Source organism: Winogradskyella sp. (assembly GCF_013213975.1).
Lineage (GTDB): Bacteria > Bacteroidota > Bacteroidia > Flavobacteriales > Flavobacteriaceae > Winogradskyella.
Genome location: NZ_JABSST010000015.1, coordinates 1 through 13,557, shown reverse-complemented (window position 1 = coordinate 13,557; position 13,557 = coordinate 1). Strand labels below are relative to the sequence as shown.

Sequence of the window (13,557 nt, the reverse complement as noted above, 5' to 3'; positions counted from 1 at the left end):
TTTTTAAAATAGGTATGAAAAAAAGTTTTTTACTCTTTCTATTTGGAATAGCTTTTTCTCTAACAAGTTTTGCACAACAAACTGTTGTTAAAGGAAGCGTTTTGGATGGAACCACAGGAGAACCAATTCCTGATGTAACTATTACCATTGAAGAAACTGGACAAACCAAAAAAACAGACGGTAAGGGTGAGTTTAGTTTTACTCAAAATGTGCCATTAGGAGAACAAGTCCTGAAAATTGAAAAGATTGGATATACTACAAAACGCTATCCAATTATTGTCAATGAAGGGCAAACTGTTGATATCAGCGGAATGACGCTAGATTTTGACACAAGCGACAAGAAAGATTTATTTGTTATTTCAATCTCAGATGCCAACCTAAACAGTGAAGATGACGGTTTAACCGATAACATTTCTGGTCTTTTACAAGCTTCCAGAGATGTATTTCTTAGTGCTGCCGCGTTTGATTTTAGTGCAACATTCTTTAGACCAAGAGGTTTAGATAACGCCAATGGAAAAGTACTTGTCAATGGTGTTGAAATGAACAAACAGTTTAATGGTAGACCACAATGGGCAAATTGGGGAGGCTTAAACGATGTGCAGCGTAACCAAGAATTTTCAATGGGAATGTCTGCAAATGACTACAACTTTGGAGACTTAGCTGGTACAAATAACATTGTAATGCGCGCCTCTAAATATAGACGTGGAGGACGCGTTTCTTATGCCTCTGCTAATAGAAGTTATACTGGCAGAGTTATGGGAAGCTACAGCTCTGGATTATTAGAAGGTGGCTGGTCTTATTCTGTTTTAGGCTCTAGACGTTTTGGAAACGAAGGGTATATTGAAGGAACGTTATACGATGCCAATTCACTTTTTGTAGCGGTTGAAAAACAAATTAACGATCAACATAGCCTTAACTTTACTGGAATCTACGCACAAAACAGACGTGGTCGATCTACAGCTATAACTGAAGAAGTATTTAATCTTAAAGGAAGACAATACAATCCATTTTGGGGAACTTTAAATGGAGATATCCGTAACTCTAGAATTCGTGAAACGAATGAGCCAATATTAATGTTAAATCACTATTGGAATATTAATTCAAAAGTGAAGCTTAACACTAACGTCGCTTATCAGTTTGGTGAAATTGCCAATACAAGAATCGATAATGGAGGTACACGATTAGTAACTATAAATGGTGAGAATGCTTATTTAGGTGGTGCACGTAACCCAGACCCAATGTATTATCAAAACCTACCTAGCTTCTTTTTACAAGATGCTAACCCAACAGCTTTTGATTATCAGCAGGCTTACCTAGCAGAGCAAGATTTTATCAATGATGGTCAATGGGATTGGAACGCACTTTACGAAGGTAATGCCACATTAAGAGCGCAAGGAGGGAACTCTTTATATGTTCTCCAAGCAGATGTTGTAAAAGACCAGCAATTAACGTTCAATTCTATCTTAGATGCTGAATTAGCAGATAATATTAGATTAAATGCCGCTATTAATTACCGAAGCTTAAAAAGTGAAAACTTCGCAAGAGTTGAAGATTTACTTGGTGGCACTGGGTATTTAGACGTTGATTTCTTTGCGGAGGAAGATGCAAACTCTACTATTAGTGATGAAGTTGCTGCAAACCTTGCACAGTCTGATGTAAGAAACCCTAACAGAATTGCAGTTGAAGGTGATCGGTACAAGTACAATTATGAGATTAATGCTGATGTAATAAGTGGATTTGCACAAGCACAATTTAAATACAACAAAGTTGATTTTTACGCTGGTGTTAGTTTATCACAAACCACGTATCAAAGAAATGGTCTTTACGAAAATGGATTCTTCCAAGGTGATGGAAGAGATGGGTCATTTGGTAATAGTGAAGAATTAAGTTTCTCTAACTATGGTGTAAAAGGTGGATTTACTTATAAGGTAACAGGTAAACATTTGATTGATGTAAATGGAAGCTATTTTACAAAAGCACCTGCTATTAGAAACGCATTTAGTAATGCTAGACAATCTAACGCTACGACTATTGGATTAGAGAGTGAAAAAGTACAATCTGTAGATGTCAGTTACATTTTTAGATCACCAAAAGTGAAAGCTAGAGTTACAGGTTTTTATTCTGGTTTCCGAGATGGTTCAGATATAGGATTCTATTTTACAGAAGACTTAGCTGGTCTAGGTGTTGATACGGGTGATGCATTTGTGCAAGAAATCCTAACGAACATAGAACGCAGACATGTTGGTGTAGAATTAGGTATTGAAGCTCAGATAACCCCAACCATCAAATTAAAAGGGGCTGCTTCTATAGGGCAGTATACCTTCCAAAATAATCCAAATTTATATTTAACCAGTGTAGATTTCCAAAATAGAAGTGATATAGGAACAGAAGTGAGATTTGGTGATGGAACAACACAATTAGACGGTTACCATGTTGCTGGTGGACCAGAACGTGCTTACCAAATTGGTTTCGAATATAGAGATCCTGACTTCTGGAATATTGGAATAACGTCAAACTTTTTCTCTAACGCTTATGTAGACGTAAGTAACCTAGCAAGATCTGCTAATTTTACTTCGGATTTTGATGGTAACACGTTTAACGACTATGATGCTGATGTTGCAAGAGATTTATTAAGGCAAGAACAATTTGACGACTATATGTTAGTAAATATAATAGGTGGTAAATCTTGGAAAATCAAAGATTACTTCGTTGGTTTCTTTGCGACCATCAATAATGTTTTTAATAAACAGTATAAAACAGGTGGTTTTGAGCAATCGCGTTTAGCTAACTTCAGACGCATGCAAGAAGACCAGTCTAGAGCTAATGGTCCTGTTTTTGGTCCAAGATATTTCTATGGAAATGGTACAACGTATTACCTTAATGTTTACGTAAGATTCTAAAAAAGCTATGTCAGAACAAAATAAATTACAAAAAATGAAGACTTTACAAATTAACAAAATCATAATACTACTCCTAAGCTTAGTAGTATTTACAGCTTGTGTGCAAGATGATGAATTTAACACACCTGACACATCTGTTGTTGAACCTAATATTCCTGAAAATGCTAAGGTACAGATTAGTGCACTTGCTGGTGAATTAGCACAAGCACAGGATAATACATCGTTAGACTATACTGATGAAGAAACAACGTATTCGTATACATTCAGTGAAGCTCCTATATACATGGAAGGATTTGTTGTATCATCTGATGAAGGTGGAAATTTCTTTGAAGAAATTATCATTCAAGACAATTTCGAAAATCCAACAATAGGCATTAAATTATTAATTGATGTTAACCCATTATTTGTTCGTTACGAACCAGGTCGAAAGGTCTACGTAAAACTTAATGGTTTATCAGTTGGTATCACTAATGGTGTATTAACGCTTGGAGCATTAAATGGAAATGAGGTAGATAAAATTCCTTCTGCTGCAGAAAGTGATATCATTCTCAGATCTGCAACAGTTCAAACCTTAGTGCCAATGCCACTAGATTTCTCTGAATTTTCAGATGATAAGACTAACTTATTCATCCAATTACCAGATGTACAGTTTAACAGAAATATCGTTGGTGATAATGCACAAACTTATGCTGCTGAGCCATCAGATGAGTTTGATGGCGAACGTACTTTAGAAAGCTGTTCTGCTGCTGCCGCTGTAATTTTCAGTACAAGTACTTTTTCAGATTTTAAAGCCTTGACCTTACCAGCAGGAAGAGGGAGTATGAATGCAATTTTAACCAAAGACTTCTTTGGAGAGGTTTATAATGTTGTTGTGAATTCCCCTGAAGACATCAATTTTGATAACCCAGAGCGTTGTGATCCAGATTTCTTAGAGTGTACAAGTCCTTCTGGAGGAGGTAGTGCAATCTATGAAGAAGACTTTGAAGGATTTGGCACTTACAATTCTGAAGGTTGGGATAACATAAACATTAGTGGTACTGATACGGATTGGTTTATCAGTAGTTTCAGTGGAAACTTCTACTCAAGAATTTCGGCATTTAACTCAGATAATGATGAGGCAGATGTTTGGTTAGTCACACCAGAAATTGATATGGACATGACAACTGGTGAAGAACTATCATTTGATATCCAAGCAAATTTTGATAATGGTACTAACTTATCAGTTTGGATTTCTACAGATTACGCTGGTGACCCAACAACAGCAACTTGGTCTATTTTAGATGTTACAATTCCTGTTGGCCCTGCAAGTACTTTCGGAAATTTTGAAACTGTAGGTCCTGTGAATATTTCTTGTGTTGATGGTACAGCTGTAATTGGATTCTTCTATGAAGGCTCTGATCCAAGTGCAACAACCAGATACCACGTCGATAATGTAATTGTTACGGGTAACTAAGCAATAGTTACTTAAAAGTTATAAATTTGAGCCATGTCTATTCTTTTAGGCATGGCTTTTTTAATTCAACCAAATGCTAGATAATTTCTATATAGCTGTTTTTAACTACTACAAACAAAGTTTGGGTAAGATCAGTTTAAAGATTGCTTTATTTTATATTAATCTTTTTGAACTGTCGTTATATCTAGCATGTTCAGCATTCTTTTTAGCATTTGCAAATCAAATGAATATACCAATTATGTCCATGACTAAATTCTGGTTATTATTTAGTTTAATAAGCTGCTTTATTGTTTTTAAAAACTGGTTGCGTTATAACGGAAAAAAGAGAAATGTCCTTAAGGCTAAAGTTAGGGGAAAGTACTCTATGTTTTTACTCTGGCTATTACCAATAGGATGTTTGGCTATTGCTATTATTTTATTCCAAGTGCAATAAAAAAATGCCGTCATAAAGACAGCACTTCAACTTTTAAATTTTATAAAGCGAAATTAGTCTTGAACCTTTTTCATGTCTCTGACTGTATAAACATCAGCGACACTGGTTACCGCTTTTTCTAAAATTATAGGAGTTACTTTGGCTTCATCATACTCTACTTTAGCGATGCGCTTATCAAAATCTACCTTAGCAGATTTAACCCCGTCCATTTTGGCTATTTTTTTCTCAATGGTCTTAGCACAACCCATAGCACATGTCATTCCATCAATTCCAAATTCTACTTTTGCGTATGTAGCATTAGGTTCTAATGTTTGAGCAACGTCCTTTTCATTAACCTCAACCTCAACTGTTTTTACTTCTGGTTTTGCTTCATCTTTACAGGCTATAAAACTCAAAGCTAAAACTGCAACAATACATAAACTCTTAAATGTGTTCATTGATTTAAACTATTAAATTTTGCCTAAAACTAATAATTATTGCGCTTTCTTACGCAAGAATTAACGAATTTTGTGATTCGTTTAGAAAGCCTTAGTATGAAAAACCCTAATATTAAATGGGTATATCTGTTTATCTTATCTGTAATTTGGGGAAGCTCTTTTATTCTAATTAAAAAGGCTCTCATTGGATTAACTGCTTACCAATTAGGAGCACTTCGAACCATAATAACAGGTGTCATTCTTCTAGGTGTTGGATATCCTAAACTCAAACAGATTCCAAAAACAAAATGGAAATGGCTATTTATTTCAGGGTTACTTGGGTCCTTTATTCCTGCTTTCTTTTTTGCTATCGCAGAAACCGAAATAGATAGTGCTGTAGCTTCAATTTTAAACTCTTTAGTACCTTTAAACACCATATTATTAGGATTTGCAATATTTAAAATTGCATCAACAAAACGGCAGATTCTCGGAGTCATCATTGGTTTTATAGGTACTGCCATTCTCATTCTTAAAGGCTCTGAATTAAATCCTAACCAAAACTATTTATATGCTGGTTTCGTTATTGCATCAACGTTAATGTATGCTACAAACGTAAATATTATTAAGCGCTACTTACAAGATGTTAAACCTTTGGCAATTGCAGCGGGAAACTATGTGTTTATAGTAATACCGGCTATAATTGTTCTTTTATTCACAGATTTCTTTACGACTTCGCGACTAAATAACCCAGATTTACCTAATGCCTTGTTGTATGTAACAATCTTATCGGTTTTTGGAACTGCAATGGCTAAGGTAATTTTTAATAAATTAGTTCAGATTTCTACACCAGTCTTTGCGTCTTCCGTAACATACATAATGCCTATAGTCGCTTTGATTTGGGGAGTTTTAGATGGTGAAGCTTTTAGTGTAGTACAAGCCTTAGCAGCATTGCTAATTCTTGTTGGTGTATATCTATCACATAAAAAAAGAGCATAAAAAAACCGAAGCAAATGCTTCGGTTCTTTTAATATTATGGGAATTAAAATTAATCGAAATCAGCGTCTGACACACCTTCGTCAATTTTAACTTCTTTTAATTTGAATTCGATCACCTGACCCATTTGTGTTCCTGATCTAACTCCAGGAAATTTTAACCCTCCAAATTCCTGATAATCCTTCAAGAATGTTTCTTGGCTCTGCGTCTGACCTTGCATGTTCGTCGTTTGAATTTCTTTTACTTTCAATCCAGATTCTACATCGTAGAAATACGTTAGCGTGATCACCTCTCCTGGGATTTCGATCTTATAAGCATCTTTACCATCAACAGCTTCTACGCCAGTAAATTTAGCTTTTTCAGAATTCAAAATATTTAATTCAGGAAATAACCCAGATAATGTTTGCATGTCATTGGCCATATTTTCTGGTAATGGGTTCTTATTCATTGTTACTTTGTCTTTCGTCATAACAACGGCCATCATAACGTTTCCGTTCATAGAAATACTCTGTGATGCTTTTCCGTCAATACGTTTTTCTTCACTAACAATTGTAGCTCCCATTGCCGATCCTTCATAAGAGACTAAGATAGATTTTGTAGCATCAATCTTAGACTTTCCACCAACAGCTCCAAGATATTTATTGATCACTGTACTTACATCAACACCTTCTGGTACGTCAAGGTCGTAATTTGGCTTATCCGTCTCATTAGCATAAGCATCATAATAGTTGATTGGTAATCCTACTTTCTCCAAATTATCTAAAACGTCACTTCCTTTACCAACAACAATAACTCTGGCATTATCTAAATCAAAGTATTTGTTAGCAACTCGTTGAACGTCCTCAATAGATACCTTATTTATGTTATCAAGGTAATTGGCATAAAAATCTTCTGGCAATTTGTTACGTTTAATATTGAGCGCATAATTAGCAATTGTCTGCGGTCTTTCTAAAGCCATTACAAAATTACCTACATATTTAGCTTTGGCATTCTTTAAGGTTAATGCCTCTACAGGTTCAGTCTTTATGCGTTTAATCTCCTTTAAAAATTCTACCACTGCACTATCTGTCACTGCATTACGCACTTTTGCACTTGCAGTAAAACGCGAAACACCATATCTACTCGCACCTAATCTTGAATAAGCGCCATAAGTGTAACCTTTATCTTCACGAAGGTTTTTAAATAAATAACCCTCACCACCACCACCAAGGATGTTATTTGCCATTAAAGCTGCAAAATAATCTTCGTCACTTTGCTTAAGATCTACATTATTAGTTACTGTTATAACAGATTGTGTTGCATTTGGCATGTCCACAAAATTAATTTGTGCGCCAGATGCATTCGCCGTTAATTCTGGTGCAGGCATGTCAGCTAAATCAACCTTTTCCCATACTCCAAAATATTTTTTCATTTGCTTCTTAACTGTTTTTACATCAATGTCGCCTACAACAACAATATCTGCATTGTTTGGAGCAAAACGAATTTTGTACAAATCCAAAACATCCTGAAAAGTGACATTATTAACAGTTTCTTCGGTTACATATTCTCCAAAAACATGATCTTTTCCATAAGAAAGCGCACCACCAACACGGCCAGACACAGCATCTAAGCTTTTTTCGTCAGTTTTTAGATTCTCTAATAACTTATCCTTTTCCTTTTGGAACTCCTCTTCTATCAGTAACGGATTTATAGTGGCATCTGCCATTAATTCAACTATTCGATCTGAATATTTAACTAATCCACTACCAAAACCGCCACTTGAACCAAAGCTAATGTTAGCGCCTAAAAAGTCTACTTCATCATTAAACTCATTCTTAGATATAGAAGTTGTTCCATTTCCTAACATAGCAGATAAGATACTTGCAACTCCTGCTTTATCTCCTTCTCTGTAAGGTTTATTATCAATTGATAATTGGTAAGACACTCTTGGAAGTTTGTTATTCTCAACAACCATTACGTTAATGCCATTCTTCAATTGAAATTCAGTTGGTTTTTCTAAATTAATAGTTGGTTCTGGTCCTGGTTCTGGCATTTTAGACCTGTCTAATTGGGCATTAGCACTAAATGTGATTAACGTAATACCAATAAATACAGCTAATTTTATTTTAAAATTCTTCATCTTATTCTTCATCTTTTTTAGGTAAGTACTGAATTTCAACTCTCTGATTTGGGCTTAAATACTTCTTAGCCACATCTCTTATTTCTTCTCTTGTGATAGATCTATATAAATCTAATTGTGTATTAATTAGGTTAACATCACCATATAACATGTAATATCTCGCTAATGAATTAGCGATACCAGCCACACTCGAATTTGAGTTCACGAATTGATTTTCATATTGATTCAATAATTTTTGGTAATCACGCTCAGAAATTAATTCAGTTTGCATTTTTGCAATCTCCTCGTCCATTTCTTCCAAAAGTGTATCCAACGATACGTCACCCTGAGGTAAGGCAAACAATGCAAAAATATTGTGATCTACTTGACCAAGATTAACTGCCTGTACTGTTAATGCTTGTTTTTGCTCATCGATAATCTTTTTGTAAAGTACTGAACTTTTACCACCACTCAGATAAGTAGAAATCATATCTAATACATAAGCATCTCTTTCTGCTTGCCCTGGTAATTTGTAAGCGGCAATTATTGCTGGGATTTGAATATTTGCATCATAAGCCGTTACTTTTTTAGTTTCTGTAATTGGTTTTTCTTTAGGAAAATCTCGCACAAAATCAGGTCTTCTTTTAACTGCGTTAAAGTATTTTTTAACCATTTCTTTGGTTTCGCCCGACTCTATGTCGCCGGCTACAATTAATACAGCATTACTTGGAGAATAGTACTTGTCAAAATACGCATAAAATTCTTCTAAAGTTGATGCGTCAAGATCTTCCATAAAACCAATATTTGGATACTTGTATGGATGCGCCTCAAATAAATTTTCGCCAATAACTTCTAAAAGTTTTCCATAAGGAGCATCGTATCGTTGACGCTTTTCTTCCTTTACAACCTCGTTTTGTGTATCTACACCTACTTGGTCAATAACTGGGTGTAACATACGCTCCGACTCTAACCATAAGCCTAACTCCAACTTATTAGAAGGAAATATTTCATAGTAATAGGTTCTGTCTTGCGATGTATTGGCATTAAAAGTACCTCCATTAGCAGGAATAATCTTCATAAATTCACCACGCTCGATATTTTCAGATCCTTCGAATAATAGGTGCTCAAAGAAGTGAGCAAATCCTGTTCTAAAACCAGTCTCTGCTTTTCCTCCTAAGTCCTTACCACCTACATCATACATTACAGATGTAATTACTACTGGCGCTGTATTATCTTGGTGTAGGATAACATGCAAGCCATTGTCTAAATCAAACTCTTCAAATTCAACTTGTTGGGCATTGATATAAAACCCAACAAGCATCAAAAGAGCTAGAGTAAATAAGCTTTTTTTCATTATTAATAGTGTTTAAAAATTTAATTTGTTTTAGTGTTTGTCTTAGCTATTGGCGTATTGTTACAATAGGCCTAGCAAAAATAAGGAATCCTTTCCCTTGAAATACTAAACAAAATGTGAAAACTTTATATTCTAGTTTTTTAAAAATGATTTAACCGCATTAAATTTTAAAAGAAGAGAATATAGCCGCTCGAAAAGCCCCAAAACGTTTGTATATTACGATTTTAGAAGTATATTTGCATCCGCTTTCTAAGAAAAGCAAAATTTGATATAAATAATCTAATAAAAACGTTACGCTATGTACGCAATTGTAGAGATAGCAGGGCATCAATTTAAAGTTGAAAAAGACCAGAAAGTTTTTGTTAACCGTTTATCTACCGAAGAAGGTAAGAAAGTTTCTTTCGATAACGTTCTTTTAATAGGAAATGGTAAAGACATTACTTTAGGCGCCCCAGCTATAGACGGAGCACAAGTAAGTGCAAAAGTCTTAAAACACCTTAAGGGTGACAAGGTAATTGTTTTCAAGAAGAAAAGACGTAAAGGTTACCGTGTAAAAAATGGACACAGACAAGCTTTAACTGAAATTGTAATTGAAGGTATTACTGCTTCTGGAGCAAAGCAAGCTGCACCTAAGAAAGAAACTAAAAAAGCTGAACCTAAAACATCTAGTGCAAATCCGAACTCTGATAGAGCTACGGTTAACTTTGGTGAGGATCACGAGCTGAACTATCACTTGAAGAAAAATGGATTATCTCAATCTATAGCTAATAGAAAAGCATTAACAGAATTAGGTGTTGAAACTAAAGAAAAGTTAGGGAAAAAAATCCTAACTCATGAAGAAGTAGATGACGCAATAATTGCTAACATCGATAGATTTAAAGCATTAAAAAGTAAATAATAAAAACCAAAAACAATGGCTCATAAAAAAGGAGTTGGTAGTTCTAAAAACGGTAGAGAATCAGAATCGAAACGCTTAGGTGTTAAGATTTTTGGTGGACAAGCTGCTGTTGCTGGGAACATCATCGTAAGACAAAGAGGTAATACTCATCACCCAGGTGAAAACGTATACCAAGGAAAAGACCACACTTTACATGCTAAAGTTGATGGTATCGTACAATTTACGAAAAAGAAAGATAATAAATCTTATGTTTCTATAGCACCATTTGAAGCTTAAGAAACCTTTCTTAAAAAAATTAAACCCTTTCTATTTAGAGAGGGTTTTTTTATTTACACAATATGCATTTTCTTTAATAAGAAGCTAGCGTTCATATTTTGGCAAATTCCTTCTTTTAGTTTATAGTCAAAGAAGAGCTCGTCATTTTTAATTTCAGCATCAAAGAAATAATTTTTAACCTTATCGAGTTGCTTCTCTATTTCCGTGAGGCTTAGATCATGAGTTGCGATAATGCCAGTAGCATTGAGATGAACAAGTTTCTCTACAAATTTTCTTGAACCTATAGCTTTATCCGTACTATTGGTTCCTTTTAAAATTTCGTCTAATATCACAAAATAGTTGCTATCCTTTTCGATAGTGTCCACCACAAACTTTAAACGTGTGAGCTCACTAAAGAAATAAGAACTGTCATCAGTTAAGGAATCTGTTGTACGCATGCTCGTGATTAGCTTGATTGGATTGTAAATACTTTCCTTAGAACAAATTGGTAGCCCAACATTAGCCATAACAATATGTAAAGCTACAGTTCTTAAAAAAGTACTCTTACCAGCCATATTTGCACCTGTAACTATAAAGAATTGCTGTTTCTGAATGTCTAAATCACTATCTATTCGTTTTTGCGGATTAAGCAGTGGATGTCCTAAGGCTTTAGCTGAGAGCGTATTTCCATTATGTACAATTTGAGGATAAGTGAAGTTTTGGTGGTTAAATGCATAATTACCCAAACTATTGAAGGCATCAAAAAAAGTAACAACCTCAAACCAATCCTCAACTTTATCTGCATAAGTAATGATCCATTGCTCAATATGATAAGTCTGTCTAAGATCCCAAAGCAAAAAGCCATTTCCAAAGATGGCTGATATTAAGTTATTTCTATTATCTAATGCATCTAATGCCTTTGAAAACTTTGAGAAAATTTGAGATGCTTTTAGGTTCTCAGACTTTATTTTTTCTTGATTTTGCCGCAATAAATCTGACTCAAAATTAGTGTCTTCTATCTGTTTTAATAATAAGGCATATTGTCTAAATGTATCTTTAGCTTTTTCCGTAATTTGAGCAACTTTATTAATTTGTTTTAAGAATTTACCAGTAATTATTAGGCCCAAGATTAACCAATATCCTACATACTTTATTGGAATAATTTCAGTGATTCCTAAAGTAATGAGACTCACTGAAGCTACACTAAATACAATAGTTAACCAATACAATCTTGTTTTTAAAAATGGCTGATACGCTTTTAACCACTTAATAATTGATCTCGCAGAATGCTCAACTTCTACTCCTCTAGCAATACCTGAATAATGTTGCCTCCACTTAGGTATAGATGCCAATTCTTTAATGGCCTCTTGACGTGTTTTTATATTTAATATATCATTGGCCAATAAAATTGAGACCAGCGATTGCGTACCTTCTTGGATGCTAGTTCTATTGATGTACTGAAAAAAGGACCCTCTCCCAAATAAATCTATATCTAGACTATAAGCATGCTTAGGATTATGAAATTGACTACCATCATATCTATGGTGAAAATTACCTGTAGCGATTTCGAGTTCTTCTTCATTGAGCTTTGCTAAACGTTTGTGTAAGGCTCTGCTTTGTTTGAGGTCTGTATACTGAGACAATAAATACAAAAACGTACCACTACCAAAAATGCCAATAATAAAAGCGAGTTTCCAGTTAGAGAAGGTCAGGTAAATCCCAAAAATAGTAACACCAAATACTAGAAGTCTTAATGCACTATACCATCCCATCTTCTTAAAAATAGCTTTAGAAGTTGATTGGTGATGCGTATGTTGTGCTTTATAAAATGATATTGTTTGTTGCATTATGTTCATTATAGGCCAGATACATCTATGGTGTTGAAGATAGATAAAATTATACGAACGGCATTGATGTAAAATTTAGGAGTAATATCGTTAAAATCATCTGTTGGGCTGTGGTAAGCCTCATGATCCTCATTGCCAAAATAGAGAAAAGGAATGCCTGCTTTATAAAATGGGCCATGATCAGAGGAATGCGTCCAATCCTGTTTACCGTCAGTACCATCATGTCCAACTAAAAGTTTAGAATCTGTTGGATTTTTAAAAGCCTCTATATGCCTTTTCAGTGATTTATGATATCGACTTCCTACAACATAAAGTTCATTCTTAGCACTACGGCTAATCATGTCCATATTCATATTGAGAAGCAGCTTCTCTTTGTCTATGTTATCTACAAAATACTTCGATCCTTGTAGTCCTAATTCTTCGGCGTCAAACGACGCAAAAATCACCGTATGATTTGGCGGGTTCTCAATCAAGTATTCTGCAATACTAAATAAGGCAGATACACCAGAGGCATTATCATCAGCACCATTATAAATCTTACCGTTTCTTATACCCAAGTGATCTTGATGTGCACTTATTACAATGTATGTATCAGGGAATTTTGTTCCACGAATTTCAGCTAGGATATTTTTAGCTTCATAAGCAACCCCTGTTCTATCGAAAGAAAATACTTGCTCATAAGTAGCATTAAATGGATTAACCTTTAGCTTTTTAAACTGGGTTATGATATATGCCCTTGCAGAATCGTTGCCGCGTTCCCCTGTTGCTCTTCCTTCAAAACTATCAGAACTAAGAACCCTTGCGTGTTCGAGTAATTGATCTTCATCAAACATTGCTGGTTCAGATGACCCGGTGGTTTTAGATTGCGCACATCCGATGGCAGCAACAAAAGTGAATAAAAGGATTCTAT

At 34.8% G+C, this 13,557-nt stretch carries 11 protein-coding genes; 6 read left to right on the top strand and 5 right to left on the bottom strand.

Going from position 1 to position 13,557, the window contains the following annotated elements; translation table 11 throughout:
• Positions 1-14: 14 nt before the first annotated feature.
• From HRU49_RS03305 to HRU49_RS03295, 3 genes are all read left to right on the top strand, one after another.
• On the top strand, positions 15-2,900 hold the full coding sequence (locus HRU49_RS03305; protein WP_296354135.1) for a carboxypeptidase regulatory-like domain-containing protein: 2,886 nt from the start codon (positions 15-17) through the stop codon (positions 2,898-2,900).
• Between the two features lie 34 nt (positions 2,901-2,934).
• Positions 2,935-4,353, top strand: a complete 1,419-nt coding sequence (locus HRU49_RS03300; RefSeq protein ID WP_296354133.1) for a DUF5689 domain-containing protein — start codon at positions 2,935-2,937, stop codon at positions 4,351-4,353.
• Positions 4,354-4,426: 73 nt separating this feature from the next.
• A complete protein-coding gene (locus tag HRU49_RS03295; RefSeq protein WP_296354131.1) occupies positions 4,427-4,786 on the top strand; it encodes a hypothetical protein in 360 nt (119 codons plus the stop codon).
• A 53-nt stretch (positions 4,787-4,839) separates the two neighbouring features.
• Here the strand turns inward: HRU49_RS03295 and HRU49_RS03290 are convergent, their stop codons facing one another.
• On the bottom strand, positions 4,840-5,223 hold the full coding sequence (locus HRU49_RS03290) for a cation transporter (protein ID WP_296354129.1): 384 nt from the start codon (positions 5,221-5,223) through the stop codon (positions 4,840-4,842).
• Positions 5,224-5,319: 96 nt separating this feature from the next.
• Between HRU49_RS03290 and HRU49_RS03285 the strand changes: the two genes are divergently transcribed.
• The gene (locus HRU49_RS03285) at positions 5,320-6,198 is read left to right on the top strand and encodes an EamA family transporter (protein ID WP_296354184.1); all 879 of its coding nucleotides are present in this window, start codon (positions 5,320-5,322) and stop codon (positions 6,196-6,198) included.
• A gap of 49 nt (positions 6,199-6,247) precedes the next feature.
• On the opposite strand, the gene HRU49_RS03280 is transcribed toward HRU49_RS03285, so the two are convergent.
• Together HRU49_RS03280 and HRU49_RS03275 are read right to left on the bottom strand one after the other, a co-directional pair.
• Positions 6,248-8,326 carry a pitrilysin family protein gene (locus HRU49_RS03280; protein ID WP_296354127.1) on the bottom strand — a complete coding sequence of 693 codons (2,079 nt, stop codon included), beginning with the start codon at positions 8,324-8,326 and terminating at the stop codon, positions 6,248-6,250.
• Positions 8,316-9,647, bottom strand: a complete 1,332-nt coding sequence (locus HRU49_RS03275) for a pitrilysin family protein (protein ID WP_296354125.1) — start codon at positions 9,645-9,647, stop codon at positions 8,316-8,318. Before HRU49_RS03275 ends, HRU49_RS03280 begins: the two co-directional genes overlap by 11 nt.
• A gap of 298 nt (positions 9,648-9,945) precedes the next feature.
• On the opposite strand from HRU49_RS03275, the gene rplU reads away from it, so the two are divergent.
• Positions 9,946-10,545, top strand: coding sequence for a 50S ribosomal protein L21 (gene rplU, locus HRU49_RS03270; RefSeq protein WP_296354123.1), 600 nt, complete (start codon positions 9,946-9,948; stop codon positions 10,543-10,545).
• 15 nt (positions 10,546-10,560) lie between these two features.
• Entirely contained in the window at positions 10,561-10,821 is a 261-nt protein-coding gene (gene rpmA, locus HRU49_RS03265; RefSeq protein WP_076618949.1) for a 50S ribosomal protein L27, read from the top strand.
• Positions 10,822-10,874: 53 nt separating this feature from the next.
• On the opposite strand, the gene HRU49_RS03260 is transcribed toward rpmA, so the two are convergent.
• A complete protein-coding gene (locus HRU49_RS03260; RefSeq protein WP_296354118.1) occupies positions 10,875-12,647 on the bottom strand; it encodes a DNA mismatch repair protein MutS in 1,773 nt (590 codons plus the stop codon).
• An 8-nt stretch (positions 12,648-12,655) separates the two neighbouring features.
• On the bottom strand, positions 12,656-13,557 hold a 902-nt coding region (locus HRU49_RS03255; protein WP_363146212.1), incomplete at its 5' end, for a M28 family peptidase.

Excerpts from the sequence above, each read along its gene's own strand:
- HRU49_RS03305 (WP_296354135.1), top strand. The coding sequence starts at position 15 with ATGAAAAAAAGTTTTTTACTCTTTCTATTTGGAATAGCTTTTTCTCTA.
- HRU49_RS03300 (WP_296354133.1), top strand. The coding sequence starts at position 2,935 with ATGAAGACTTTACAAATTAACAAAATCATAATACTACTCCTAAGCTTA.
- HRU49_RS03295 (WP_296354131.1), top strand. The coding sequence starts at position 4,427 with ATGCTAGATAATTTCTATATAGCTGTTTTTAACTACTACAAACAAAGT.
- HRU49_RS03290 (WP_296354129.1), bottom strand. The coding sequence starts at position 5,223 with ATGAACACATTTAAGAGTTTATGTATTGTTGCAGTTTTAGCTTTGAGT.
- HRU49_RS03285 (WP_296354184.1), top strand. The coding sequence starts at position 5,320 with ATGAAAAACCCTAATATTAAATGGGTATATCTGTTTATCTTATCTGTA.
- HRU49_RS03280 (WP_296354127.1), bottom strand. The coding sequence starts at position 8,326 with ATGAAGAATAAGATGAAGAATTTTAAAATAAAATTAGCTGTATTTATT.
- HRU49_RS03275 (WP_296354125.1), bottom strand. The coding sequence starts at position 9,647 with ATGAAAAAAAGCTTATTTACTCTAGCTCTTTTGATGCTTGTTGGGTTT.
- rplU (WP_296354123.1), top strand. The coding sequence starts at position 9,946 with ATGTACGCAATTGTAGAGATAGCAGGGCATCAATTTAAAGTTGAAAAA.
- rpmA (WP_076618949.1), top strand. The coding sequence starts at position 10,561 with ATGGCTCATAAAAAAGGAGTTGGTAGTTCTAAAAACGGTAGAGAATCA.
- HRU49_RS03260 (WP_296354118.1), bottom strand. The coding sequence starts at position 12,647 with ATGCAACAAACAATATCATTTTATAAAGCACAACATACGCATCACCAA.